Source organism: Pseudomonas sp. PAMC 29040, from assembly GCF_003994535.1.
GTDB lineage: Bacteria > Pseudomonadota > Gammaproteobacteria > Pseudomonadales > Pseudomonadaceae > Aquipseudomonas > Aquipseudomonas paraversuta.
Map to the genome: position 1 here is coordinate 288,397 of NZ_RZAA01000007.1, position 25,160 is coordinate 313,556.

General features: G+C 53.9%; 23 protein-coding genes. 6 read left to right on the top strand and 17 right to left on the bottom strand.

Features of this window, described 5'->3' with window-relative positions; genetic code table 11:
- Positions 1 to 3: 3 nt before the first annotated feature.
- The 5 genes from WG29040_RS15280 to WG29040_RS15300 form a co-directional block, all read right to left on the bottom strand.
- Complete coding sequence (locus tag WG29040_RS15280) at positions 4 to 1,518, bottom strand: LTA synthase family protein (RefSeq protein ID WP_127196477.1); 1,515 nt, start codon at positions 1,516 to 1,518, stop codon at positions 4 to 6.
- Positions 1,511 to 2,287: an SDR family NAD(P)-dependent oxidoreductase gene (locus tag WG29040_RS15285; RefSeq protein ID WP_010657305.1), complete on the bottom strand. Its 777-nt coding sequence runs from the start codon at positions 2,285 to 2,287 to the stop codon at positions 1,511 to 1,513. The genes WG29040_RS15280 and WG29040_RS15285 overlap by 8 nt, the downstream gene beginning before the upstream one ends.
- Positions 2,284 to 3,597, bottom strand: coding sequence for a capsule biosynthesis protein (locus WG29040_RS15290; protein WP_127196478.1), 1,314 nt, complete (start codon positions 3,595 to 3,597; stop codon positions 2,284 to 2,286). The genes WG29040_RS15285 and WG29040_RS15290 overlap by 4 nt, the downstream gene beginning before the upstream one ends.
- On the bottom strand, positions 3,537 to 5,558 hold the full coding sequence (locus tag WG29040_RS15295) for a capsular polysaccharide biosynthesis protein (protein ID WP_127196479.1): 2,022 nt from the start codon (positions 5,556 to 5,558) through the stop codon (positions 3,537 to 3,539). Before WG29040_RS15295 ends, WG29040_RS15290 begins: the two co-directional genes overlap by 61 nt.
- 147 nt (positions 5,559 to 5,705) lie before the next feature.
- Positions 5,706 to 6,782, bottom strand: coding sequence for a phosphotransferase (locus WG29040_RS15300; protein WP_232286880.1), 1,077 nt, complete (start codon positions 6,780 to 6,782; stop codon positions 5,706 to 5,708).
- 242 nt (positions 6,783 to 7,024) lie between these two features.
- On the opposite strand from WG29040_RS15300, the gene WG29040_RS15305 reads away from it, so the two are divergent.
- Both WG29040_RS15305 and WG29040_RS15310 read left to right on the top strand, forming a co-directional pair.
- Positions 7,025 to 7,957, top strand: coding sequence for an SIS domain-containing protein (locus WG29040_RS15305; protein WP_010657301.1), 933 nt, complete (start codon positions 7,025 to 7,027; stop codon positions 7,955 to 7,957).
- A gap of 426 nt (positions 7,958 to 8,383) precedes the next feature.
- On the top strand, positions 8,384 to 9,397 hold the full coding sequence (locus WG29040_RS15310) for a hypothetical protein (RefSeq protein WP_010657300.1): 1,014 nt from the start codon (positions 8,384 to 8,386) through the stop codon (positions 9,395 to 9,397).
- Between the two features lie 235 nt (positions 9,398 to 9,632).
- Here the strand turns inward: WG29040_RS15310 and WG29040_RS15315 are convergent, their stop codons facing one another.
- The 11 genes from WG29040_RS15315 to WG29040_RS15365 all read right to left on the bottom strand — a co-directional run bounded on the left by WG29040_RS15315 (position 9,633) and on the right by WG29040_RS15365 (position 21,260).
- A complete protein-coding gene (locus WG29040_RS15315) occupies positions 9,633 to 10,850 on the bottom strand; it encodes a tetratricopeptide repeat protein (RefSeq protein ID WP_127196480.1) in 1,218 nt (405 codons plus the stop codon).
- 705 nt (positions 10,851 to 11,555) lie between these two features.
- The gene (gene kdsB / locus WG29040_RS24740) at positions 11,556 to 12,842 is read right to left on the bottom strand and encodes a 3-deoxy-manno-octulosonate cytidylyltransferase (protein WP_127196481.1); all 1,287 of its coding nucleotides are present in this window, start codon (positions 12,840 to 12,842) and stop codon (positions 11,556 to 11,558) included.
- Between the two features lie 29 nt (positions 12,843 to 12,871).
- Entirely contained in the window at positions 12,872 to 13,732 is an 861-nt protein-coding gene (gene kdsA / locus WG29040_RS15325) for a 3-deoxy-8-phosphooctulonate synthase (RefSeq protein WP_010657298.1), read from the bottom strand.
- Positions 13,733 to 13,777: 45 nt separating this feature from the next.
- Positions 13,778 to 14,434: a CatB-related O-acetyltransferase gene (locus tag WG29040_RS15330; protein ID WP_010657297.1), complete on the bottom strand. Its 657-nt coding sequence runs from the start codon at positions 14,432 to 14,434 to the stop codon at positions 13,778 to 13,780.
- A 9-nt stretch (positions 14,435 to 14,443) separates the two neighbouring features.
- The gene (locus WG29040_RS15335) at positions 14,444 to 15,619 is read right to left on the bottom strand and encodes a CDP-glycerol glycerophosphotransferase family protein (RefSeq protein WP_010657296.1); all 1,176 of its coding nucleotides are present in this window, start codon (positions 15,617 to 15,619) and stop codon (positions 14,444 to 14,446) included.
- A gap of 12 nt (positions 15,620 to 15,631) precedes the next feature.
- Complete coding sequence (locus tag WG29040_RS15340; protein ID WP_010657295.1) at positions 15,632 to 17,005, bottom strand: hypothetical protein; 1,374 nt, start codon at positions 17,003 to 17,005, stop codon at positions 15,632 to 15,634.
- Between the two features lie 66 nt (positions 17,006 to 17,071).
- Positions 17,072 to 17,467, bottom strand: coding sequence for an adenylyltransferase/cytidyltransferase family protein (locus WG29040_RS15345; protein WP_010657294.1), 396 nt, complete (start codon positions 17,465 to 17,467; stop codon positions 17,072 to 17,074).
- Positions 17,468 to 17,563: 96 nt separating this feature from the next.
- Positions 17,564 to 18,649 (bottom strand): polysaccharide biosynthesis/export family protein, encoded by a 1,086-nt coding sequence (locus WG29040_RS15350; protein WP_029612956.1) that lies wholly within the window; start codon positions 18,647 to 18,649, stop codon positions 17,564 to 17,566.
- Positions 18,642 to 19,748, bottom strand: coding sequence for an ABC transporter permease (locus tag WG29040_RS15355; RefSeq protein ID WP_010657292.1), 1,107 nt, complete (start codon positions 19,746 to 19,748; stop codon positions 18,642 to 18,644). Before WG29040_RS15355 ends, WG29040_RS15350 begins: the two co-directional genes overlap by 8 nt.
- Before the next feature lie 54 nt (positions 19,749 to 19,802).
- Complete coding sequence (locus WG29040_RS15360) at positions 19,803 to 20,399, bottom strand: ABC transporter ATP-binding protein (RefSeq protein ID WP_232286879.1); 597 nt, start codon at positions 20,397 to 20,399, stop codon at positions 19,803 to 19,805.
- 69 nt (positions 20,400 to 20,468) lie between these two features.
- A complete protein-coding gene (locus WG29040_RS15365; RefSeq protein WP_029612954.1) occupies positions 20,469 to 21,260 on the bottom strand; it encodes an ABC transporter permease in 792 nt (263 codons plus the stop codon).
- 249 nt (positions 21,261 to 21,509) lie between these two features.
- On the opposite strand from WG29040_RS15365, the gene WG29040_RS15370 reads away from it, so the two are divergent.
- The 3 genes from WG29040_RS15370 (at position 21,510) to umuC (ending at position 23,821) form a co-directional block, all read left to right on the top strand.
- Positions 21,510 to 21,827, top strand: coding sequence for a hypothetical protein (locus WG29040_RS15370; RefSeq protein ID WP_127196482.1), 318 nt, complete (start codon positions 21,510 to 21,512; stop codon positions 21,825 to 21,827).
- Between the two features lie 301 nt (positions 21,828 to 22,128).
- Positions 22,129 to 22,557, top strand: coding sequence for a LexA family transcriptional regulator (locus WG29040_RS15375; protein ID WP_003446004.1), 429 nt, complete (start codon positions 22,129 to 22,131; stop codon positions 22,555 to 22,557).
- Positions 22,547 to 23,821 (top strand): translesion error-prone DNA polymerase V subunit UmuC, encoded by a 1,275-nt coding sequence (gene umuC / locus WG29040_RS15380; RefSeq protein WP_003446002.1) that lies wholly within the window; start codon positions 22,547 to 22,549, stop codon positions 23,819 to 23,821. The genes WG29040_RS15375 and umuC overlap by 11 nt, the downstream gene beginning before the upstream one ends.
- A 350-nt stretch (positions 23,822 to 24,171) precedes the next feature.
- Here umuC and WG29040_RS15385 read toward each other — a convergent pair whose 3' ends face one another.
- Complete coding sequence (locus WG29040_RS15385) at positions 24,172 to 24,666, bottom strand: DUF2938 domain-containing protein (protein ID WP_127196483.1); 495 nt, start codon at positions 24,664 to 24,666, stop codon at positions 24,172 to 24,174.
- 80 nt (positions 24,667 to 24,746) lie between these two features.
- Here WG29040_RS15385 and WG29040_RS15390 point away from each other — a divergent pair, with 80 nt between their 5' ends.
- Positions 24,747 to 25,151, top strand: coding sequence for a helix-turn-helix domain-containing protein (locus WG29040_RS15390; protein ID WP_003445988.1), 405 nt, complete (start codon positions 24,747 to 24,749; stop codon positions 25,149 to 25,151).
- Positions 25,152 to 25,160 lie beyond the last annotated feature (9 nt).

Genomic DNA, 25,160 nt, shown 5'->3' on the forward strand with positions numbered 1-25,160 from the left:
GCCTCACGCGGCTCCGCGGGTGGAGGGTGTTTGAGCAGCGCAGGCCAGTAAATGACAGGCCAGCCTGTCGACCTGCAGCGGGCTTGGGGTGACGTTGAGCGGGCGGCGGTTGGACCATATCAGGTAGTCAGTGTCGCCCACGGGTTCGCCAATAGCTTGATAGACATCGGGGAGGATCGGCACATGATCGCCAAAGAAACACAGCAGTGCTTCGTTGGGTTGTTCTAGGAGGGTCGTGCGCAGCTTGCCGAGCATCAGGTCGGCATTGGCGATATGGCGCAAGTAGGGGGCGAGATCATCCATGCCTTGCAGCAGTGGCTGGTCAAACCAGGTTGGCAACTGCGCCGCTTCAACCTGTTCAAGGTGCAGCGGCCCATGGTTTTCCATGGTCACGGCGTGGATGAACAGGGGTTGTGTGCGGGTCGGGTCTTGCAGCAGTTCGCGTATCTTGTCCGCCACGGCGCAATCGCCAATAAACGGCCCGGCTTTCTGTGACTCATCAAAGCTTTGTATGTCGATGAATTCGTCGAAACCCAGCGCGGGCAACACCTTGTTGCGTCCATAAAAGCTGCCATGGAACGGGTGAATGCACACCGTGCGATAGCCCTGTGTCTTGAGGTGGCTGGCCAGACTCGGCAAGCCCTTGCGCGCCAGCACACGGTACGGATTAAAGCGGTGAACCCCCAGGCGTTCGCCGGGTATACCCGTGAGGTAAGCGAATTCGGTGCGTACGGTATTGGCCCCCCACGCGGCAACCTGCAGCTTGCCCCGCGCCAGAGCTTCTTGCGTGAGGCGATCGTACTCGGTCAATACCTGAGGTTTGACGCCGGACCACAGTTCACGCACATCAAAAAAAGACTCGCTCTGCACCGATACCAGGTCGGGTAATGGCGCGGCAGGCGCTGCGATATTGCCCTGATTGAACGGTGAGGCCAGCGCTGCAGGATCAACCGGTTTGCGGGCGGCCCAAAAATAGCGCCACAGGCAGGCCACCAGCCCCCAGCGCTGAATATCGGCGTTGGCATCAAAGCTCGGTACGCTGGAGCGATGGCCCAGTTTCAGCAGGATCAATCCGCCCAGCCCCAGCCATAGCGCATCCAACCGGCCCCCGGCCACTTGCGGCTCGAAGGTCAGCCCTGCCCAGAGGTAGGCGATAAAACCGGTTGCCAGCAGCGCGGCTTTACCGATGCCGAAAAATGGCAGGTACAGGCGCGGGAAGCGTACGGCGTCGCTGAAGTATTCGAAATCGGCACACACGAATGGCTCGCGCAGCGAGTGGTACTTGGCGTTGCTGACCATCACGATCAACAACCACCCCAGTACCACATTGATTGCGCTGAACAACGGGCGCGCGGTCAAAGCGTATAGCACTGCCAGGCTTACGCACCAGACACCGGTGTGCAGCAACCAGCAACTCAAGGGGCGGCGCAGGGCGGGTCGCGGAATCAGCAGGCGTTCGAGAACAATGGTCAGCAGCAGGCCGACAATACTGATGTGCAGGATGGAAAACTCACTCACTGTAATTCAGACCGCGCAAGATAAACGAAGAAAGGCGCTGTGGAATCACCCCCAGCAGCCAGGTGCCAAGGTTCAGCGGAAAGGGGAAGCTGATACGCGCCTGATTTGCCGCCAGACCGCGCTTGATACGATTGGCCGCTTTTTCAGCGCTCCATAGAAACGGCTTGGGCCCGGGCATTTCAAAACACATTTTCGACTCGACATAACCGGGCACTATCACATTGATTTTCACGCCCTCCGGAGCCAGCCAGTCGCGAATGGCTTCGCCATACACGCGGATAGCAGCTTTGCTCGCGCTGTAGCTGGGCGTCACCGGCAAGCCGCGCCACCCGGCCAGAGAGCTGAACAGCGCAATCTGCCCATGGCCACGGGCGCGCATTGCGGGCAAGGCGGCTTCCACCGTGGCGAAAGCAGCCATCACGTTGATTTCCAGCAAGGCGCGGGTTTCATCCCATTGCTCGCCTTGGCCCTGAGCACCGATATCGATATTGATTCCGGCACCGACCACCACCAGATCGGGTTGCTCGGCGTCACTGATGCGGCGAACCATGGCGCGCAATTCATCGAGTTCACGCACGTCAATCGGCTCAAGCAATACACGGGCGCCGAGAGCGCGGCATTCAGCGGCCATTTCTTCCAGACGGTCCAGGCGACGGCCTTGCAGGATCAGGGTCACCCCTGGTGCGGCATAGGCCGGAGCCAGTGCGCCGCCGATGCCGCCAGTAGCGCCAGTGATGAAAATACAGCGGGGGGTAGAACGTTGGGTCATAGGAAGTTTTCGATTCTCGATGTTTTTGCCATCAGCACGTCCAGGCATTTGTTTACGGCCATGTCGATACCACTGCGCGAGTAAAAACCGCCATTGATCTGCGTGGTGTGGATCACCGTATTGCGGAAATGATGAAACAGGGTCATGTCCGGCTTGACCGGATGGGTCCAGAAATCTTCAAGTTTTCCGGGTTGCGTCAGGCCGGGCAGGGCGTAAATCGGGTTGGCCAGGACGAAAGTCGGTCGCTGGTGCAACAGTGCCGAAGCGCCGGCCGTGCTGTTGATCGTGATCAGCCCGGCAATATGCGACAACAGCGTGGGCATATGCCCGCTGTCGAGAAAGTCCACCCGGTCGGCTACGTCATAGTGTTTGGCTAGGTTTTTGGTGATGCGCTGATAGTTCACCAGCCCCGGTGTCAGCGGATGGTCCTTGACCACCAACCGTGCATCCCCTGGCGCATGGGCGGCAAACGAAGCCAGCACATGGTCGATCACTTCGGACATGTTATTGAAAGGGGAGTGATCCTTGATCTGTGTATCACTGTCCAGTTGCAGGGGGAGCAGGAACGTCGGGTTGCGCTCGCGGGCCACTTCTTCCACCACGGCGTCATCGCGGGCCCCGGCGAGCAGCAGGCGCGCGCCACGGCGTATATACCCAGCGTACTCGGTGGCAGCCGTGAAGGGGGCGTGGGTACGGTAGTTCGGAAAGAACAATTTATTCAGCGCGCCGCCGCAGTGATACAGCACGTCGTGGGTGGCGCGGGCCGCAAACGACTGCTTGAACGCAGTACCGTTGTCGTAGCGCGGAACGAACTTGCCGACTTCCCGGTACCAGTCCGGGTCGCTGGGCAGTTGCGAGTGGTTGTTGACCCCGCCGCGTTCCAGGGTGACCCAGTAGGGGCGGAAATAACCCTCCTCGAACACATGAACCCTGATGCCCGCGCTGCGCGCCAGTGCGATGGCGGGGAGATGCACGGGGCGACAGTCACCGAACAGCACCAGGTCGGTGACGCCAAGACTGTGAAATGTTTGCCTGTAAAACGACTCCAGCTCCGCTGCATGGGCCAAGCAAAATGTACGGGCGCCAGGGCTGTACAGCACGTCGCCCACATTGAAATTGACGCATTGCACCTGTTGGCCATTATCGCGCAACGTTTTGTTCAGACGCGCAAAGAACGGAGAGCTGACGCCTTGCAGAAACAGAAAGCTGCGAGAGGCAGGCCCAGCCAAAGGATTTGGTACGCGCGCCTTCAGTTTCTCAGGCGCATTTTGCCCAACAAACTGTTCAAGCGCTGTATCAAATCCTGCCATTTGTTAGTTGCTCCAGGCTGCGGTGACGCGCGCCAGTGTTGTAGTTCGTGAAGAGTCTGCTCGGCGGTGGTAAAGCAATCGGTAATGCGGCTGACGTAGGTGGGGTACAGCAACAATGTACCCGCCACCAGTTGATCCAGATTCAGGGTCCGTGTGCGTCGTGCTTGCACACCCGGATGCAGGTCTTCGTCTCGGGTCAAGCCCCAGCCGGCATAGAACGGCTGGCCATAGGTGGTTACAGGCACTCCGCGGAGCAAGGCTTCAAAGCCGGACTGGGAGGTCAGGACATGCACCTCATCCACTATTTCAAACAGGTGCTGCAGCGGCGCGTTGCCGATTACTTCGTCACACCAGTCCACCGTTTGCGCTTCGTCACTGCCGCGGGCGCGGGTACCGGCCAGTACTTCAGGGTGCGGCTTGTACAAAATCCAGGCATCGGGATTGCGTTCGCGAACCGTCTGCAGCAATTGCAGGTTGCTGCGGATGCGGTTGGCGCCAAAGCGGATCGATGCATCGTCTTCCACTTGCCCTGTGACCAGAATCACCCGTTTGGCTTCGGCAGGTCGCGCCCAGGGCTCGCCGGGCAAGTTGTATTTGGTTACCCCTGTATGGCAAATAGCCTCGCGCAGGGCCTGTGCCCGCATCTGCAACGAATCTTCAAAGGGATCGTCAAGCAAGATGCGTTCCAGGCGCGACGGGCGAGTAGCGTCGTAATAGATACCCAGGTCGTCCACGACCCAGGACAGAGGCCTGGTCTTGCCCGCGCCGAGTCCGACCGAGCGTAGAAAACCGTCCTCAACCCGGTTCACCGGGTGTGGGTGTGCCGTAAGTTCAGTGTCGTGCTTACAGCCCCAGGATACCGTTGGCAGCCTAGGGTCCAGCAGTTGCTCAGACTTAATGAATTGAATCGCCGAGCCTTTGAAAAACAGGTTTGCCAGTGACTCTTTCCAGCGGCTGAAGCCCAGCATCTGCACCGAGGCCGGCAACACGCTGCGATGGCGGCGCTGCAGACCCAGCCAGTGCATCAGCACCTCAGGCGTGCATGACTGCCCGGTTTCGGGGCTGACATAACGTGCATAGCGCACCAGGCTGGCATGCACCAGTTGCTCAAGGCTGACCGGGTGGCGGCGTGAAGGCGGTGGCAAGCGATCCTGTGTCAGCCCCCAGCCGGCATAAAACGGCATGCCCCAGGTATGTACAGGCACATTCCACAGCAGGGCATCGAAGCCCAGTTGCGAAGTCATTACATACACGGCCCGCATGCGTGGCAGTAATTCGGCCGGATGAACATGGTTTGCCAGCACTTGCACCCGAGGGTGGGTTGCCAGTGCCGCCAGATCAAAATGCCCTTGCTTGCGGCCCGCGACCACGTCGGGGTGAACCTTGAGCAGCACTGTGCTGGTTGGGTAGCGCTCCAGCGCCGCCTCGAGCATTGCGTTGAACGCTTGCGGGTCGGCACCTTGCAGTGATGCATCACCAAAGGTTTGATCCGCCAGCAGCACGCAATCATCAGGCAGTTCAGGGTGTTCGATGCGTGCGTCGTTGTATTTGGACACCCGCTGTTGTTGCCATAGCTGCTGCAGCGCTCTGGCGCGTATGGTTTCGGCCTGGCTGAGCGGGGTGCCGATCAATTGTTCCAGGCGCGAAGGCGCGCTGGCGTCGTAATAAACACCCAGATCATCAACAATCAGCGACAGTGGTGGCTCATCAGCGCCCAGCCCCATGGAGCGCAAAAAACCGTCTTCCAGGGTAACGACCGGCAAATTGGCGCGCGAGGCTATTGCAAGGGCTTTGATTGCGCTCGGCTTGCGTCCCCAGGCCATCACGCAATCGGCTTTGCAAATGTCGGCCACAGTGCCGTTTTGCAGCACGTAATCGGGCAGCAGCGCGGGTAGGGTGGATATGCCCTGAGCACCTTTGGACAGGACTAGCAAGCGCGGTAGAGGAATAGCTTCATCCATAAGCGTGAAACAGAAATCCGTTGGAAGTATCTTGCGGGATAAGCCGTCGAGCAGGGCTGGACGACAAAATATGAGGCGCGGATATTAATACAAATCAGGGGTGGGTAGCCTGATTTTTATCGGTTGTATGTAGGAATAATCTTAAAATCAGAGAGGGTGTATGGTGGCGATTTGCTCTTGTTTATCCAGCAATCCGAGCAGGTAGTCATACTTTTGTCGCAGCAAAGGCATGCGTTTCTTCTCTTGGTACTCGCTGATGGTTTCTGAGCGCAAGCAGTGAAATAAAGCATTGAGCAGGAATATATAGTGAAGGTTGCATAGCGCATCATCGGGGTTGAAATGCGCGGGCAGTGCCTGGCGGTAAGTGTCTATAAATTGCTGCTGTGCTTTGAGGAACAGCGGCATATCCTTTCGTCGGAACAACGCACTCAAGTAGGCCCCGCCGTCAAAACCGACGCGTCCTACCTTGACCTCGCTCCAGTCGATCAACAGCAGTTGGCCTTTGTCGACAAACAGGTTCTTGCGCAGGTAATCCATGTGGCTAATGCATTTGGGGCTACGACGCGCTGCCTTGCTCAGCCGTGCCAGCAGCGGAGTAAAGGCCTTGAATTTTTCCGCCAGGCCACTGAAGCGCTCATCGCTCTGTCCGAGCCGCTCAAGTTCGGGCAGGCAGCGTGCAAAGTTGAACCGCGGACGCAACAGAAACCACGGGCGGTAAAAGTCCATGCTCCAGAACAGGGGGGCCTTGTGTGCGGATTGGCGGCTCAGGTAGTCGTGGCTCAGTGCTTCCTGTTCGGCAATGCCAAGGGCCAGTTGCGGTGCAATGTTTGGCATGCGCGGCGGCTTGCCGCGCACAAATTCAGTAAAGATCAGGCTTTCCCACGGCGTTTCAATCACTCCCAGGCAGGCCGGGTATTGAAATCGCGTACTGGCATTGAGCATGTCCCGCTGCCGATAAAAGCGTGCTTCCTGGCTGCCAATAAAAAACATCTTGCGGATGGACTTTTCGACCAGTTCCACGGTCATACCCGTGCCGGGATCAGTTATCTGATGGTGGCGCACGTAGTTGACGAAGGAGGCATTGGAGTCCAGATCCTGGCTAACGATGGTCAGTGGCTGTATTCGCCATTGTGGCAATAGCGCACGTAAATGATCCTGCAACTGACCGTGCTGCCAGCGGTAAAGTGTTCTGCGGCCCTGCAGAGGGTGTAGATCCGAATTCATGGTTTCAACTTAGGCGAATGCCGTACGTCCGACTTACTGCGGTATTGGTAGCAATATGCTGAGTGATAGAGAACTCAGGTACAACGAAAAGTTTACTTGTCAGGCCGATTTTTCTTGGCAGAACTGAATTCCAATCAAAAAAACTAAACGGGCGTATGTAACGTGAGTTTGCTAATTGTTACAAAACCCTTAAAATTCTCTGCCCCTCCCATTCCATCACTTCAAGGACGAAAGTCAAAAAGATGAATCACCTCGCTATCGCAAAAGAAGCCCTCATCGCCCAGGCACAAGCTGTTACCCAAATGGCTGATCGTCTCAATGGTGAATTTCAGAGCGCTGTCGAACTGCTTCTCGGTTGTAAAGGACGTACAGTGGTCTGCGGCATGGGCAAGTCTGGCCTGATCGGTCAAAAAATGGTCGCGACCTTCGCCTCCACTGGCACTCCGAGTTTCTTCCTGCATCCGGCTGAAGCTTTCCATGGCGACCTGGGCATGCTCAAGCCGATTGATGTGCTGATCTTGATCAGTTACAGCGGTGAGACCGAAGAGCTGATCAAGCTGATTCCGAGCCTGAAATCCTTTGGCAACAAAATCATTGCCATGACCGGGAATGGCAAATCGACCCTGGCCAAACATGCAGACATCTGGCTCGACATTTCCGTCGAACGCGAAGTGTGTCCGAACAACCTGGCTCCGACCACTTCAACCCTGGCCACCATGGCCATGGGCGATGCACTGGCCGTCGCCATCATCGAAGCCATTCAATTCAAGCCGATGGACTTCGCCCGCTACCATCCGGGCGGCAGCCTGGGCCGCAAATTGCTGACTCGCGTCAGCGATGTGATGCACTCCCCGGCACCTATCGTTTCCCCGGCCACCAGTTTTCACGACTGCCTTCTGGTCATGACCGAAAGCCGCATGGGGCTGACCGTGGTTCTGGACCAGGGTGTGCTGGTGGGCATCGTTACTGACGGCGACCTGCGTCGTGCACTGCTGCAGAACCAGGGTGTCACCGGCAGCAATGTTGACCAGTTCATGACGCGTAACCCGCACACGATCAGGGAAGAGTCGCAGCTGTCCGAAGCGGAAGCCTACATGATCGACAATAAAATCCGCGCCCTGGCTGTGACTAATCACGCCAATGAGATCGTGGGTGTGGTTGAAATTTTCGACTGATTGGTGTGTAGCTGCGTCAGGCATGGATAACTGCCTGGCGCTTACCAAATGAAAAAACGCACCTGCGATCTAGCGGGCGCGTCCTGCCTAAAGCCGCCGTCAAACACTGTAGTGACTTGTCGACACAGGTCCTCATCAGCGCCACAAGCAACTCACGCAGCTGCGCTCAAGACATTCCCTGTCTCATTTGTCGAAGCTTTAAAGCTGCGAAACTTTTAGTCGTTATCAGCGCTCAGGTGCCTGTTCTTTCTCGGGTGTAGAGGTGCAGTACGATAATGGAATGTTAAACAAAATTTCATGAACTGTTCTTGCCTCTACCTCTGATAGATACCCTATGCTTTACCAATATTGCGGGTTAAGGTGTTGTGTGAGTGATGTGAAGTATCACTGCGGAAAATTTAATTGCCTCAGCTGGAAGGAGTGGGTATGAAGCTTAGGAATTCAATGTTGGCGAAGAGAAGTGTCATTATTGCTTCTATATTCGGATTCTCTGGGTGGGCGGCATTAGCTGACGCAGGTTCATGTGAACCATCAGTTGCTAAACTACCTCTCGCGATGACGCAAGGCTACTTTCGACCTGCGACACCGGTTGCTGATAACATTAAGCATTTGGGGAGCTTTAATTTTAACGATCAATATGCGGGTGCATTAATTCAGTCATTTGCATTCGATGAGGTAAAGTGCAAGTGGTTGGCGACTGCATCTGTTGGTCGAAAGCCAGAAACTGTGATTATTTCGGAATTTCCACCTGTTGCACCCTATTTGAGTGAGCGTACCTCAAGCCCGTCGCAGGAGTTTTCTCACCCGCAAGATTTGTCATTAAGTATTCAAGAGGGTAGGGCAGAGTTATGGTTGCCTGACCGCGCTAGAAAAGGCGTGGTCCGATTTAACATGAATGAGGAAGGCCAGATAGAAGGTGTTGAGGACTATCGATTATCTGCTACTCCAGTGAGAGGTTACTTTAGCTCGGTTTCAGTGGATGGTAAGTATCTGGTGACAATGGGGACTGTCGGGAAAGGGAAGGATAGTCTTCAGCAAGTCAATGTTTATAATCGCCGAGATGTAGTTGAGTCTGGAAGGGAAAGTGGCGCCATCAAACCGATTTATACGTGGATGCTCGACGACGCCCAGCAGGATCATAAACAGTGGCGTCAAGGTCTGGCAGTAGTAGGCAATACCGTTTTTGTTCTTTCTGGTAATGGAAGGGCCAATCAAACTAAGCTGTTAGGTTCATATCGCTTGGAAGGTGGGACCATCGCGATAGATGATTTGCCCAGCGCCAGCTCAAACCAGTTAATGAAGGGCAAGCCCAGGACTTATGAGCCTGAAGGGCTGGAGGTCATCCGTTATAATGGCGAACTGGCGCTAACCTTCGGAATGGCGGGCGGTACGAAAGGGAGTCGGAGTTTTGATATGTGGGTGATGCCATTAGTAAGGTGAGGTATCGTTGCAGTGAGGGATCACTGCAAGTCCTCCATCAGCCTGTGTTTCATTTGTCAGGCTGGCTCCCCTCTTGGAATGGACGAGTTCATGGTCTTTAAATGTTAAGGGTACGGGCATCAAGAGGCGGTGATGGCGAGCGGTGAGAAACTACCAATGCTTGTCTAATTGGTAGTCTCTCAGCTGACGGCGTGATGGCTGTGAAAATATTTGGTGATTTGCGCAGTAGCTTAAACTAGTGCGTTACTTTATTTTTAGTTAAGCTTTCAAGTTTTTGACTATAGGCTTTCTTGTTTGGCTGGATTTCTACGGCTTTTTCAATGTATGGAAGTGCTTCATCTGGCTCGCCCATAGAGAGAAGAGTTGAACCTATGTTAAATAGTGTGGGGCCAGACTCTGGTTTTTCTTTTAATTGATCAAGGAACAAGTGCAGAGCGGCTTTGTACTGTTTTTCCATTCTTAAGCAGTAGGCGAGATAGAACCTTCCAGAAATAAAATCAGGTGTCATTGCCGCCACAAAGCATAAATGGCTTCTAGCTTCTTTGTATTTTTTTAATTTGATCAGATTCAGCGCTAATGAATAATGGGCAATTTCGCTCGTTGGATATGCTTTTACGAGCGGATCTAATATTTCTAAGGCCTGTTCCCATTTTGTATCCGCATTATAACAGTGAGCTTCGTACAGACTTTCAACGAGTTTTTGGGAGTTGAGCGCCTGGCCCTCTTCGTTGAGTCTTGGCAGTGCTTCATTATAAATGAAGTTTTTTATAAATGACGCCAAGCCCATGGTTTTGTCGATGTAACGTCCACCACCATGATCCATGCCTCTTACAGAGATTGTCTTGATGCCTGGAATCCCCGCAAGTCTTGATGCGCCATAAAGATCAAGAATATCCATTTCACCAACAATCAATGTGAAATTTAATTTACGGTCTATGAGAAGTGGTTTGAGGTCAGGAATATCGATTGCGGTTGAGGGGTGCATGCTTTTAAGGCTTCGACTTCCCGGGATGCATACCAAGGAGTCAATTCCGAATGCCAAGACCTTCGCCTTTAGGCCGGAGCCAAAGAGAACGGCTCCAAAACCACCCATGCTAACGCCAACCGTATAAATTTCAGTGGTGCGTAATTCTTTGGCGAGTTTTTGGATGTAAGCGACAGAGTCGGCCAAAGATTTGCCAAAGTCCGGGATGCCCTGTTGGTACCACTGGTTTTTCCCATTGTTAAGCAGAAGCACATTTGCGTGCATCTTCAATGCTTGTGCAACATTCCAGAAGTCAAATCGACCTCCGTTCTTGTAGGTGCCCGAGAAAAGAAGAACCAGCTTTTTGGAGCTTGGATTGGGTATTAATAAAAAATTATCACCGCTAATCTTGCTTTTTGAGGATGGCTGGGTTGCGGTATTAGGAGCTGTGAGCTTGTCGGCTAGATGGGGCTTAATGATGGCAGTCATAGGGAATAGAATTCTATATTGATGAGGTCTTGATGGTTGCGCTAAACGATGCTCACGCCCCAAAAATAAACAATACAGGGGGGGCGGCGTGGGTGCAAGTTCTTGGTGGTGATTGGAGGGTGTCGGATTTCGCTACTGCTTTGTGAAGGGTATGGTTGTGCGTGGAGTGTTTTCAGTGGCGTGAGCGACTGTCAATTTTTTGTCTGTCAGCGGCGAGAAATAAAGAGCGAAAGAGCCTTTTTATCTTTGAAAATAAAAATAATTTTCTAAAGAGGCTATTGATTATAAAGTGTCTTTATTTCTAGGCTTGGCTAACGGAGGGGCATGAATACAGTTCGTTGAATTGTACGGTTTTCAGATTTTGGGCAGATCCGAAAGCCGATAAAATTTAATGGCCCGAGAGGGCGAAGCGATCCCTGTCTTTTTATAAAAAAGGTGGGCAGTAGGGTAGGGGGGTTAGCAAGCGAAATTGAATATTGGTCAGTAGGCTATGTGTATTATTTTTACAGTGTTCTGATTGAAGCCGAATGGATGCTTGATAAATTGCAGTGTTATTTGAGTGCAATGCTTGGGATAGGATGAACCTGCAAGTAGTTTAGGGTCGCTGCATTGGCCCACTCTAAAAGTTTTGTAAATACGTGCATAAGGGGTATTGAGGTATTTTCAATACTCCCCCTTCGACATGACTCTTAGGGGGAGTGTTTTTTATTGTGCCATCTTGGCCATGACCTGCGCATAACCTGCCGCAGTGCCCAATACTGCGTCCTTGCCCTGGGCAAACAAAATGCTGTCTGCCACTTCGCGGAAAGCGCCCGTGCCACCTGCTGCCGTGAGTACGTGAGTAGCAGCTGCCTTTACGTACACCGGAGCATCGGCAACCGCAAACGACAGCGCGCACGCTGCGAAAGCCGGCAGGTCGATGCAGTCGTCACCAATGCACGCTGTGTTCGCAGCGTTGACACCGGCTTCGGCCATCAACTGATTGCATGCAGTCAGTTTATCCTTCACCCCGAACTGACACAGGGTAATGCCCAGATCCGCAACGCGCTTGCGCAGCGTGGGCGAGTCACGACCGGACAACACCGCTACGCGTACGCCATTCTCTTCCAGCAGACGCATGCCCATGCCATCCCGCACATGGAAACGCTTCAGGCATTCGCCAGTGGCGTCGTAGTAAATGCCGCCATCGGTCAGCACGCCGTCCACGTCGGTAATCACCAGGCGAATGTCGTTCAGCGTAGTGCGAGGTGCCGGTGTTTTTCCGCTCATCAGTGCGCGTACCTGCTCCAGGCACTCGGGCGTATCAACACCCGGCCCGGTAGGCTCGACAACATATGCCCGAATGCACACGCCGGCAGCCAAAAGCCGCAGTTGCTCAAGTTTTTCGGCGTTTTCCAGCATCGCTTGCGGCAGGCCGGTGTAGTCCGCCAATACGTCGCGACGATAACCGTAAACGCCGACATGCTTGAGGTAACTGGCTTCCTCGCCATCCCGTGGGTACGGGATGGGCGAGCGGCTGAAGTAGAGTGCATTGCCGTTGTGGGCCAACACCACTTTCACGGTGTTGGGGTTGGCGGCTTCGTGAGCATCGATCACATGGCACAGCGTACCGACCTTGACCTCTGCGTCGGCCAGCATGCCTGTAGCGAGGGCGTCGATATCCGCCGGGCGAACCAGCGGCTCGTCGCCTTGCAGGTTGATATAAATATCTGCGTCAACTTTTGCCATGACTTCTGCCAGACGGTCCGTGCCTGACGGGTGGTCCGCAGAGGTCATGATGTATTGACCGCCAAACGCTTCTACGGCTTGGGCCACACGCTCGTCGTCGGTTGCCACAACAACCACGTCAGCGTGCGCCACTTGCAGCGCTCGTTCGTACACATGCTGCACCATTGGTTTACCGCAGATATCCGCGAGCGGTTTACCCGGCAAACGAGTCGAGCCGTAGCGGGCCGGAATAACAATCGCGACCCGTTGTTCTGTACGTGCCATGCTCAGAATCCTTGCTTCAGAAAGCCGGTTTAACCAATGTTCAGCGCGGGGAACGACTTGACCAGATCATCCAGTGCTTTGATCTGAGCCAGGAACGGCTCCAGTTGGTCCAGCGGCAGCGCGCTTGGGCCATCGCACTTGGCTTGATCCGGGTTCGGGTGAGCTTCCAGGAACAGGCCGGCCAGGCCGACGCCCATGCCTGCACGTGCCAGTTCAACCACTTGCTCACGACGACCGCCGGACGCTGCGCCCGATGGATCGCGCTGTTGCAGGGCATGGGTCACGTCGAAAATGATCGGCAGGTTGTCGCATGTGCGCTTCATCACGCCAAAACCGAGCATGTCGACGACCAGGTTGTCGTAACCCAGGCAGGTGCCACGGTCGCACAGGATCAGTTGGTCGTTCCCGGCTTCATTGAACTTGTGCACGATGTTCTGCATCTGCGACGGGCTCAGGAACTGAGGCTTTTTGATGTTGACCGGCTTGCCAGTCTTGGCCAGCGCGACAACCAGATCGGTCTGGCGGGCCAAAAACGCAGGCAATTGCAGTACATCTGCCACTTCGGCGACAGGCGCACACTGATAAATTTCGTGGACGTCGGTTATGACCGGTACGCCGAATGCCGCTTTGACGTCCTGGAAAATACGCAGGCCTTCTTCCATGCCCGGGCCGCGGTACGAGTGAATGGACGAGCGATTAGCCTTGTCGAAGCTGGCCTTGAATACATATGGGATGCCCAGCTTGTCGGTCACGCGCACGTATTCTTCGCAGGCGCGCATGGCCAGGTCGCGGGATTCCAGAACGTTGATGCCGCCAAACAGCACGAAAGGGGCATTGTTGCCAACGTTAATTTTATTACCAACTACAACAGTATTGCTTAGGGACGTCATATAAAACCTGTATTGAAAGATTGAGCTGAAAGGTGTTGGCTAAAATCAAGCCGTCGCGCGCTCTAGCTTAGCTTGTGCCAAGTTCAGCTTGATACCTTTAATCTGCTCAATCGCGATTTCAATGTTATTGAATGCCACGCCAGACATATCAATAGGGTTGAGCGTCCACCATTTCAGTTTCAGTAGCTCTTCAATAATGTCATCCTCAAACCGATAGCCGAGAATTTGCGCTGGGACACCACCGACGATGGCGTATGGAGGCACGTCCTTGGTAACGACGGCGCCGCAAGCTACAACCGCGCCGATCCCAACATTCACGCCACGCAAAATAATGCTGTTGGTGCCGATCCATACGTCGTGCCCAATCACAACAGCATCTTTTTGAGGGGAGCGCTTAACGCGGTTCACATTTTTATAATGGCCTACAGGTGTGAACAGTTTTTCAGAGTATTGAAATGGGTGCGAGCTAAGGAACGATGTCGGATGACTAATAGGGCCGATATTAACGTCCGAAGCAATCGAGCAGTAATTTCCGAACTTGGTTCCGCCACCGACTTTACAGTTGGAGCCCATGTAGGTGTATTTACCAAACACGCATCGTGCGCCGACAGTGACGGCGCCCAAGCGGACAGGGCCTTTCAGTTCAATGTCATCTGAAACAGTTGCTTCAGGGCTGAAAAGTGCGAATTTTTTATTAAACATACTGGGCCTCTAGAATTTCAAGGTAAGGAGTTTTTTAAGCAGCGGCTTTTTCATATCTCTAACTTGCTTGGTCAAACGATTGTATTTTGGTTCAATCGTTCGGAGCCGTTGTACTGTGTCGCGCACATATATTTGTGCTTGGGTCAATGGCGGTATTTCATTGTTAAATAAACACTTGGCATAATCAATAGACGCTTGTGCAGACGTTTTTCCCAGGGGCTGAGAAAACAGAGTGCTGCGCAGGGCCTGTGCTTTTTCAACCAGTTCTGCCCCATGCTCAAGCGCATAATCAACTGAGCGCTCGAAGTCATCAGCCTGTTCACATACATGGCCGATGTCATTTCTACGGGCGAACTCTAAAGACTCTAAGTCAAATTTTTGGACGCCAATTTTTCCTGATGAATTCTCTTGATAGAGCAGGATTGGTTTGTTGGCAAACATGCCGTCAAAAATAGCGCCGGAAAAATCACTGATGATCAAATCAGAAGCGCAGAGCAGTTTAAGTTGGTCTGCAGACCCATCATAGATATGTTTTATTTTCTCTCTCTTTGCAGAGATCAACCACTCAGGAACTTTTGCATCATTGTTGTGGTGCATTTTGAGCAGTACATTATACCGGCTCTGTAAGGCGGCGATAGGCTTCAGCAAGGCATCGAACGACCCAAGCTCACCCCAAGTCGGCATATAAAGAAGCGTTTTTTTACTTGGGTCCAGATTCAGCTCTTTGCTCAGTTGGACTTTGTCGGCATAGCGTTCTGTGTAATCTCCCCAAGTGTCAAATTTCAAATTCCCGACGGCATAGCTTGGTGCGTAGTGAGATACGATGTCTGCTGAATACTGACCGTACATCAAATTCATGTCAGCGAGCGCTCGCCACTCACCATAGTTGTGACGCTCTTTTGCTAGGCCGTACTGTAAAGATACTAGCTTGGTCGTCTTTATTTTCTCAATATTAGGAAAGGCAGACTGGAAAAAAATGATGTCGTGCGTTCCATCGATCAAGGGAATTTCGGCCGGTTTAACAAACACGGTTTTCCAATGTTTGCTTTTCAACATTCCAGGTGGGAAAAGTTTTGCATTGGTTTCTTTGTCGATAAGAATGACGGTGGGGTCAGTGCAAAGCTTGGCCAACGGCTCAAACTGTATGAGTTGGAAAGGGTTCCAAACTATAAACGCGACTTTCATCTGCGGCATGACCTAGCGAGTGATTTGATTGAAGATGCGTGTTTCTTTGTCCCACTGATGCAAGTGGGTACCGGCTTTTGCGCTGTCCACAAAGTAATGAGCTTTGAAATTTGCATCTTCTTCGAGATGACTGAAGCCGAATAAAAAATGCTTGGGAATGGGGCCAATGATTTTATAAATCCAGTACGCAGTCGCCAAGCCGGTGCTCGGCAAGCCATCAAGCTTGCCGATGAGCTCGTGAAATATATGGCTCGGAATCACCGTATGCTCTTTCTGCATCAATGTCAGCGGCAAGAAATAATTTGCCGCATCTTTGCGTTTTGTCGCAAAGTTGTTGGCCGCAAAGATGATCAAGTCATTTTGTCGAGCGTGCGGACAGCCAACTTCAGCATTGGCAACTCGAACCCAAATGCTTTGCTTGGTCCCGTAGTCTTCAGGGTAGTCCAGGCTATAGTTGTTTATTCGGATGACGAGTTTTTTGGCGTCGATGATTTTACCTTTGCCACGGTTTAACTCGGTGGGGGCATTTCCGACCAGGCAAAAACTATTTCTGGACGCTAGGATCATCTGGATAAACTGATTTCGTGCTCTAAGTATGACCTTGTAGCACTCGCTTCCTCTGATGATATAGTCGTCTGTGTAGATTTTATTGGCGACAAGCTTGTTGAAAATATACGGACTGGTCGTATTCTTTAGAATATAGCCACGACCGACGTTACGAATGACTCTGTTCCCTTGAGTGTCGTCTTTTCGCTGATACAGCATGGCGGCGAGGCGAAGCTTCTGGTTTTTTGTGAGGTATCGAAATACATCTGGCATCATCAGGCGGCGAATATTTTTTGCTATTTTATCCGATCTGAATCCGTACTTCTGCGTGATAAAGTCCGTGTAGCGAAAGTTGACATTGATTTCGCGGCACTTATCGTTCGCCTTGTCAAAAAAGTCCTCTGTGACAGCGCTGTAAACTCTGTGTTTGAGCAGCCAATCTGCCAAGCTATAGTGGACGTAGCGGGAGTTGCTCAGCTTGAAGAAGTCGAGAAGATATGACGTTTCTTGTTCGCTGATGACTTTGTTGCGAAGCAGCAGAAGCGCGGCCAGCCATTTTGCACCAGGAAAAAACCGTGTGAAGCGGCTTTCATATACTTTCGCAGTGTTTTTTTGGCCGAAAAACTTTAACGCGCTGTGACATAAAGCGTCGTAATGTTTATACCGGTTCAACTCGTAGCCTTTCAGCGTCAGCGCGAGTGCTGAAAAGAATGTTACTTTCTTTTCAGTCTTGGGCAGAGGCTTGCGTACCGCTCCAGGTGTTAGGCTTTTCTTGTGTACAGAATGCCCACTACTGGCTCCTTGGGTGGCAATTTCCCTGCGCAAAGGCTCAATGTTCACGGTGCTTGCTCCAATCCTGGCTGGAAGTGTGAGTGGGTAGGGGGCTTCTGAGTTATAAGGACGCTGTTATTCATACTTCCTGATTTCAGCAATGAGCTGTGTGGTCGAGATGCCTTCTGTCCTTTTGAGATAAGTGACTTCGCACAGAGGGCTCAGGAAATCAAACTTACCCTCCCAGTCGTCGCCCATGACTAAAATATCGGCGGCGTGCTCTTTGATGTATTCGGCTTTTAACTCGAGAGATTCCTCGATAAACACAGCATCGACAAATTTTAGTGAGGCAATCAGTTCGGAGCGATCTCTTTCTGGGTAAACCGGGTTGCGTTGTTTTTTTGAGAAGTTTAGTGCGTCTGAAGAAATGCCGACGGTCAAATGATGCCCAAGCTGCTTGGCTCGCTCAAGAATACGAATGTGGCCGACATGCAAGACGTCAAATGTTCCGAAAGTGATTACTCGTTTCATTGCTGTATCCTTTGAATGATTACCCCGTAAATCCCTTGGGGTGTATAGAGTGGGTTTTTCTTGGCAGTTAGAGGGCTAAAATGCTATTTAGTTCTATTACTTTCCAATTGTATTACCTAGAATTAAAGTTTGAACAATTGGCGAAATAACCTTTTGCCATTCATAAACAGCCGCATTGGTGACATAGATGGTGTCATCTGACTTGATCACCACTTGGCGAGCGTAGAAGATCGCTGCCGGGTCACGCATGTCGAGGCGCAGAACGGTAGGTTTGGTCTGGTTGCCTTCGCCCATGCGGAATATAAATACGCCTTCAGGGTTGGCACTGCCTTCTTTCAATCCGCCGACACTGCTCAGGGCATCCAGCAAGCTGGTATTTTGCGCTGGCAGATCTTTCAGTCCTGGCTCAGCCACGGCGCCCATGGCCACGAAGCGTTGACGGGCGCGTTCGAGTATGACTTCCGAGTTCGGACGCAGCACCATGTTGTTACCGGCCAGAATGTCTTCGTAGTTGAACTGCTGAACCTGGCTACCGGTACGCACGGTAACGTTGACCAGATGCGGTTCCAAGACCGGTCCGCCCGCCTGGTTGACGGCATCGAGCAAGGTCAAAGGCCCTTGCAGGGTACTGAAGCGCCCCGGGGATTTAACTGCGCCCGCAACCAGTACCGAGCCTGACAGGTCGCCAACCAGTTCGACGTGGGTTTGCACGTCGGTGGTCATGCCTTTGAGCTGCTTGACGATCAGTGCCTCAACTTGGGTGAGGGTCAGGCCTGCCACAAAAGGTTGGCCTACATAGGGCAGTGAAATCGTGCCCTGGTCGTTGATGCGTGTTTTAAGCTGAGTGCCGCCAGTGGACAGCGGGGCAAATAGCGCCGAGCCCTCCGGTGCGTTGTCGGTGATCAGGATGCTCAGGACATCACCGGGCATCAGTCGCGCCGAGGGGGCGAGCGGTTTTGCGATGTTGGCTTGCATCGGGCGCACGGCACCGCGCATATAAGGTGCGATGGTGTTGGCGTTGATCTCCACCAGATTGTAGGTCGTGTTCTCGGACTCGATGGCACCCTTGTAAGGGCCAGCGCCGGATATCACGCCACCGCAGCCCGAGAGACCGAGGATCGCCAGGGCCACTGTTGCCAGTTTCAGGTGGAACGAGTGGGAGACAGTAAGGGATTTAATCACGGTGATCCTCGATCGAAGCCAGGATGAAGCGGGTAATGCCGTACAGCATCAGTAGGCCAAGCAAGATTGTTGCCAGGTTATACAGGCGCTCTGGGTACAGTGCTTGTTGCGGGGTGTTCGGGCTTACGACCGTCACCAGGGTGCGAATTTTTTTGCTGGCTTCAATCCGTGCATTGTCGAGCGCAGCTACTGCGGTTTTGTAGCTGGCTTCGGCGATGCCTGCATCCAGTGTCAGTTGCTGGAAGGCTGAGGCGACTACGTTCAACTGGGAGCCGTCCGTTGACGACACCAGCAGGCGTTTTTCCTTGGCCAGTTGCTGGGCGATGGCGTTAACCCTTTGCTTTTGCTGTTTCACTTGCGGCGAATCGGCGCGAAGCTTGAACTGCATCTCGGTCAATACGGCCTGTTCTTTGGTGTGCTGAGCTTCGAGATCGGCAATGATGAGTGCACGGCTTTGTGCAGTGTTTGCGCCATCGAGCACTTTGTTGGTGTTCTGGAAGTCGATCAGTTCGGCTTTACGATCGGCGTATTGAAGCCTTGCGGTCTCCAGTTCACTTTTGGCGAAGGTCATTTGTTCGCGGGCAATGCTGTGGCTGACTTCGTTTACGAAGTTCTCGCTGGCGGAAAGTATGGTGCGCAGCATTTGCTCCGAAAGCTCAGGGGTAAAGGCTTGCACTTCAACCCGCAGCAGGCCGGTGGTTTCGTCGTAGTGGGCGGTTACCATGCGCTGGTAGTAGCTGAGCAGGTCTTCGCGCGAGGCGTCCTTGTTGAGCCAGAAGAACATGTCGCTGCGCTGGGCGGCATATTGCTCGATCCAGTGCAGGCGCTCTTCGAGCAACAGCATCATGTCCATTGATCCGATGTATTCACGCAGATAGAGCGTCTCTTCCCTGGACGCGGGGTTGGTGCCGGTCAGCAGAGTAGCCAGGCCTGGCATGGCGGCGGCCTGGTTGCCACCGTCCTGACGAACAACGACCTGTGCGCTGCTGACATAGCGATCGGCGGCGAATATGCCGTAGTAAATGGCCGCCAGTACCATTGGCAAAATCACCAGGCCGATAGCCAGACGCCAGCGTCTGAGTTTACCCTTGCTGCTCATATGTGATGCATCCTTGAAGTCGAACGGTTCTGCTTTATAAAAGAGAGTATGAAGTCAGGCGTTGTAGGCTTTGATGCCTTCGGCTACGTCTTCGTAAACCTGGATCTCGCCATTGCGAACCAGCAGTACGATGTCGCAGATTTTTTTAACTTCATTCATGTTGTGGGTCACCAGCACGACTTTTGACTGCTGTAATTTTTCCTGGAATACGTCGGCACATTTACGTTTGAACTGTGCATCGCCGACGGACATCACTTCGTCGATCAGGTAGTAATCAAAATCGAAGGCCATGCTCAGGCCAAAGGCCACTCGAGAGCGCATTCCGGAGGAATAGGTCTTGATGGGCTCGTCGATCCAGTCGCCGATTTCGGCAAATTCCTGAACGTAGCGGATCTTGTCGCGCATGTCGTCGCCCATTGCGCCGTAGACGCGGCAGACAAACTTGATGTTTTCCCGGCCGGTCATGCTGCCTTGAAAACCGCCCGTCAAGCCTACCGGCCAGGAAATACTCCGGTCTGTAGCAACGGACCCGGAGTCAGGAATATCGGCACCGCCAAGCAGGCGCATCAGGGTCGATTTGCCTGCACCGTTGCGTCCGATAAGGCCGATATTCTTGCCTGGCGGAATCGACAACGAGAGGTTGCGAAACACATACCGACGTCCCTTCGGAGTCAAGTAGGATTTGGTAACGTTTCTAAGTTCGAACACGTTGGCCTGTACTCATCCGTTCTTCGTGGAAACCAGGTGCAAGCGGCGTGCGCGATAGCTACCCATGGCAATAAACAGCAGCACTATCGTGATGCAGATCACGTAACCTTCCGACACGCCATCCACAGGGGTGTAGTGCGGCAAGACCTCAGCGCGGATCAGCTCGACAATGTGCAGGAAAGGGTTTAGCAGCAACACCGGCATCATCGCTTGTGGCAGGTAAGCAGCAGGTACCAATACGCCGGAAATGAAATACAGCGGGAAAAAGGCCATGCGAATGACCACCTTCAGGCTGGGCAGGGCATGGGTGATCAATGCCAGCACCATGCCCAGGCTAAACGCAAACAACAGGCCCAGGGCCAGTGTCGCCACCCACATCAGCGGGTTGGCCACCGACATGTCGAAGCCGTACCACGCGAAAGCAAATACCAGAATCGCGTACACCGTGGCACTGATGCAGGTTTCCACCAGTACCCGGGCGACATAGGTGTCCAGAGGCTTGATTTGCTTGTAGCCGAACAGCGAGCGGTTTTCCCGCAGGCTGTCCATCAGGCGCAAGGCGGTGTTGCGATAGAGCAGGAAGGGAGCCATCCCGACCAGGACAAATACCGGGTACTCAACGTCAGCGACGGTACGCCCACGAATGATCGCGAATAAAATACTGAAGATAAGCAGGTGGCATATGGGCTCGACGAGAGTCCATACGGCGCCCATGCGGCGCACGCCAAAACGTGCCCGGGCTTCGCGCAGCACCAGGGCGAAGATCACCGATTTTTGAATCTGGAGCGAGGAACGAGGCTTCAATATGTTTACCGCAAAGCAGAGCCGAGCAAATGAATGCGCCGGGGAATTCATTTTCAGGAAATGCAGAATCCCGCGCGGTAAAGCCGGGATCCGAGAGTCTTCCATGTTCTGAGGGCAGGGAGATTAATCGTTTCGTAGTATGAGCGTCAATAAAGAAGCGCCTTTGTATATAGGACAACTCCTAAATTTATGGTGAATTGCATATTAAAGCGGCGGGGGATTTCGCGAGACGCAAGGGATTATAAAGAGGTGGGCGCAATATCAAAAAGCCACTATCAGGGCTGGATTCGAGTTGTTTTTTTCTTGAATTTATTGGGTGTCATTGCCCGTTTTGAGAAAAACAGGTTTGCGCTGAGGCTTTGCTGTGTAGCGAAAGACAGTTCGGCTGCCGGCATGACTGCGGTCGCAGTTTTCACGGGTGCCCGTCTGTCAGTGAAGTTCCACGTTCTTATTGAGGTGGATCCGCCAGGCATTTATCAGGGCGCCAAGGAGGGTGACGGTGACGACAGTGCAAATAACGGTGATCCAGATCATTTTTGGATTCCTTTTGCTGTACTACCCGTATAACCCTCGAAAGTTACAAACTTGCGACGGCCCCTGCGCCTTGCTCCTTACTGAGGATAGACCGTCTGCGCGGGTATTTTTGCGTTTGGGGAAATGACAGCCCGCAACTGCTGTCTGCGGTACATGGAACCGTGTTGTGTTGGTCCCCCAGCAATCGATCTCAGTCGGGCCACTACGTTGCTTGAAGGCTGATGCCCGGGGTGTGGCCATGATCCATCCGTCGAAATCTCGGCCTGAACAATTGACCGGATTCGCTCTACACAGTTAACTGTATATACATACAGCTAACTAAAGGGCGCGTGTCATGGGCTTCACTGTTTTGGGTCCTCTTGCTGAAGGTGGCATTCGCCTGCCGATGTGCTCGTTCAAGATTCCTGCCGGGTTTCCGTCACCGGCGACGGATCATATGGATAAGCAAATCTCGCTGGATGAAGTGCTTAACGTGCGGGCTCCGCATGTTTATCTGGTGACGATCGATGGCGACAGCATGCAGGGCGTCGGGATTTTTGCCGGGGATGTGGCAGTGGTTGACCGCTCCATCGAGCCTGCCCACGGGCATGTGGTGGTCGCGCTGCTCAATAATGATCCGGTCTGCAAGCGTCTGTGCCTGCGGGGCAAGAGGGTCATTCTGGGTTCAGAGAACCCCAGATACCCGGATCGCTATGTGATGGAAGGCGATGACCTTTCGATCTGGGGCGTGATCACCTATAGCGTGCGCAACCATGGCCATTAAGTGCGATCCGGTGTTCGCCCTGATCGATTGCAACAGCTTTTATGCCAGTTGCGAGCGGGTGTTTCGCCCGGATCTGGCGAAAGTGCCGATTGTGGTGCTGAGCAATAACGATGGCTGCGTCATCGCCCGCAGTTATGACGCCAAACCCCACATCAAGATGGGTGAGCCGTACTTTCAGATCAAGCACCGGCTGGAGCAGCTGGGTATCGTGGCATTTTCGTCGAACTATGCGCTGTATGGCGACATGAGCGAGCGGGTGATGAGCCTGATCGAGGCGCAGGTGCCGGCGGTGGAGGTCTATAGCATCGATGAGTGTTTTGCCGATTTGACCGGTATTGCCGATGCCAGCGCCATGGGTTGCCAATTGCGCAGCCGTGTCCTGCAGTGCACGGGGATCCCGGTCGGGGTCGGGATTGCGCACACCAAAACCCTGGCCAAGCTGGCCAATCACACGGCCAAACGCTTACAGGAGCAAACCGGCGGGGTGGTCAATCTGTGTGGTGAGCATCAGCGGCACTGGGTATTGCGTAATACGGCGGTGAGCGAGGTGTGGGGAGTAGGGCGGCGGATGACGGCTCATCTGCAGGGGATGGGGATTCGCACGGCCATGGACCTGGCCAGCGCTGAGCCGTGGATGCTGCGCAAGAGGTTCAGTGTGGTAATCGAGAAAACCGCCCGGGAGCTGTCGGGCACGCCGTGCCTGGAGCTGGACGAACCTGATCCTCCCAGGCAGGAAATCTGCTGCAGTCGCATGTTTGGCAAGCGTCTGACCAGCGTGGCGCCAATTAAAGAGGCGGTGGCCACTTATATGATGCGGGCTTCAGAAAAGCTCCGCGCGCAGAACTCCTATTGCACCAAGGTGCGGGTAAGTATTCGCACGGGCATGTTCAACCCTGACGAAGCCAAGTATGCCAAGGGGGTGGTAGTGACATTGCCATACCCGACCGATGATGTACGGCTGCTGACCAAGGCCGCGGTTGATGCTGTGGATAGCGTGTTTCAGCCGGGTTTCAGGTACAGCAAGGCTGAAGTGATGTTGCTGGACCTGCGCCAGCCGGGAGAGTTCTCCGATGATTTGTTTGCGCTTAATCAGCCGGCGGAGGCGACCCGGGTGATGTCGGTGCTGGATGCGATTAATCAGCGTTGGGGCAGGGGCACGCTACGGGCTGCCAGCGTGCCGGTGAATCCAGCCTGGGGCATGCGCCGGGAGTTGATGAGTCAGGGCTACACCACCCGACTGGATCAGCTGTGGCGGGTGTCGTAGGTGCGGCTCCCCGGGACCTGTGGGAGCTGGCTTGCCAGCGATGCAGACAACTCGACATGCCTGCCGGACCGCGGTGAAGCTATCGCGGGCAAGCCCGACTCCTACAAAGGGTGGAGTGGTGTGGTTCCCCGGTACCTGTGGGAGCTGGCTTGCCAGCGATGCAGACAACTCGGCATACCCTGCCGGACCGCGGTGCAGCCATCGCGGGCAAGCCCGGCTCTCACATAAGGGTGATCTGTGGGAGCTGGCTTGCCAGCGATGCAGACAACTCGACATGCCTGCCGGACCGCGGTGCAGCTATCGCGGGCAAGCCCGACTCCCACAAAAGGTGATCGGTGTTGGTTGCTGTCTTAGAGGTATTTGACCAAGGCCAGGCCGGTTATATACAGCCCAAGGCCGAAGGTCAGGTGGGTGACCAGGCTTCTTTGTCGCGCCACCCAGGGTTTGGGGGTGTTTGCAGCAGCAATGCCCATGCCCCAGGCGGGTTGCATGATCAGCCAGGGCGCAGTGACGCTGATGACGCCGGTAATCAGGGCGGGCAGCAGGCTCGGGTGTTGGAGCCAGGCGCTGCCGGCAACGGCCACCAGTGCTGCGGCGAAAATGATGCCGGTCAGGTAGTGGAAAACCCAGCCCGCAATGCGTTCATTGCGGGTTGGGGCGGCGGCTGCAATCGAGGTGTGACGGAATTGCCCCAGCAGCATATGCCCCAGCCAGCGGCCGACGAGCCGGTAGTCGAGGGACGGGATCTTGAAGGCGCGGGTTTTGATCGCGGCCACAAGGTCCATGAACAGGGTCGCGCCTATACCCAGGGCAGCTGCGTTAATAATGATTTCAACCATGGTCATTTCAATTATCCCTTGCCTGTCGTGTCTTCTGATTGCTTGAATTGACAAGTGTGCAAGTTCAAGCCGACTTGAGGTCAAGCATGAAAGAGCTGGTCATTGGAGAGGTGGTAAGGCGTTCGGGTGTCGCGGCATCGACTTTGCGCTACTACGAAGAGAAAGGGCTGATCCGCTCCATAGGACGACGGGGCTTGAGCCGGGTGTTTTGCGCGGATGTGCTGGAAAAACTGTCATTGATCGCGCTCGCCCAGTCACTGACTTTTTCACTGGATGACATCGCACATATGGTCAGCGCCGATGGCAGGCCGGCGCTTGATCGCGCGCAGCTGTTGGCAAAGGCCGATGAGCTGGAGCAGGTGATTGTCCGGCTCAGTGCCGCACGGGATGAACTGAGGCGTGCAGCGGTCTGCCCTGCGGCCAGTCATGTGGAGTGCCCGAGCTTTCAGCAGCTGCTGGAGACTGCCGCCAGGGGAGGATCAAAACATTGAGATGAGCCC

Excerpts from the sequence above, each read along its gene's own strand:
- WG29040_RS15285 (WP_010657305.1), bottom strand. The coding sequence starts at position 2,287 with ATGACCCAACGTTCTACCCCCCGCTGTATTTTCATCACTGGCGCTACT.
- WG29040_RS15290 (WP_127196478.1), bottom strand. The coding sequence starts at position 3,597 with ATGGCAGGATTTGATACAGCGCTTGAACAGTTTGTTGGGCAAAATGCG.
- WG29040_RS15295 (WP_127196479.1), bottom strand. The coding sequence starts at position 5,558 with ATGGATGAAGCTATTCCTCTACCGCGCTTGCTAGTCCTGTCCAAAGGT.
- WG29040_RS15300 (WP_232286880.1), bottom strand. The coding sequence starts at position 6,782 with ATGAATTCGGATCTACACCCTCTGCAGGGCCGCAGAACACTTTACCGC.
- WG29040_RS15305 (WP_010657301.1), top strand. The coding sequence starts at position 7,025 with ATGAATCACCTCGCTATCGCAAAAGAAGCCCTCATCGCCCAGGCACAA.
- WG29040_RS15310 (WP_010657300.1), top strand. The coding sequence starts at position 8,384 with ATGAAGCTTAGGAATTCAATGTTGGCGAAGAGAAGTGTCATTATTGCT.
- WG29040_RS15315 (WP_127196480.1), bottom strand. The coding sequence starts at position 10,850 with ATGACTGCCATCATTAAGCCCCATCTAGCCGACAAGCTCACAGCTCCT.
- kdsB (WP_127196481.1), bottom strand. The coding sequence starts at position 12,842 with ATGGCACGTACAGAACAACGGGTCGCGATTGTTATTCCGGCCCGCTAC.
- kdsA (WP_010657298.1), bottom strand. The coding sequence starts at position 13,732 with ATGACGTCCCTAAGCAATACTGTTGTAGTTGGTAATAAAATTAACGTT.
- WG29040_RS15330 (WP_010657297.1), bottom strand. The coding sequence starts at position 14,434 with ATGTTTAATAAAAAATTCGCACTTTTCAGCCCTGAAGCAACTGTTTCA.
- WG29040_RS15335 (WP_010657296.1), bottom strand. The coding sequence starts at position 15,619 with ATGAAAGTCGCGTTTATAGTTTGGAACCCTTTCCAACTCATACAGTTT.
- WG29040_RS15345 (WP_010657294.1), bottom strand. The coding sequence starts at position 17,467 with ATGAAACGAGTAATCACTTTCGGAACATTTGACGTCTTGCATGTCGGC.
- WG29040_RS15355 (WP_010657292.1), bottom strand. The coding sequence starts at position 19,748 with ATGAGCAGCAAGGGTAAACTCAGACGCTGGCGTCTGGCTATCGGCCTG.
- WG29040_RS15375 (WP_003446004.1), top strand. The coding sequence starts at position 22,129 with ATGGGCTTCACTGTTTTGGGTCCTCTTGCTGAAGGTGGCATTCGCCTG.
- umuC (WP_003446002.1), top strand. The coding sequence starts at position 22,547 with ATGGCCATTAAGTGCGATCCGGTGTTCGCCCTGATCGATTGCAACAGC.
- WG29040_RS15385 (WP_127196483.1), bottom strand. The coding sequence starts at position 24,666 with ATGACCATGGTTGAAATCATTATTAACGCAGCTGCCCTGGGTATAGGC.
- WG29040_RS15390 (WP_003445988.1), top strand. The coding sequence starts at position 24,747 with ATGAAAGAGCTGGTCATTGGAGAGGTGGTAAGGCGTTCGGGTGTCGCG.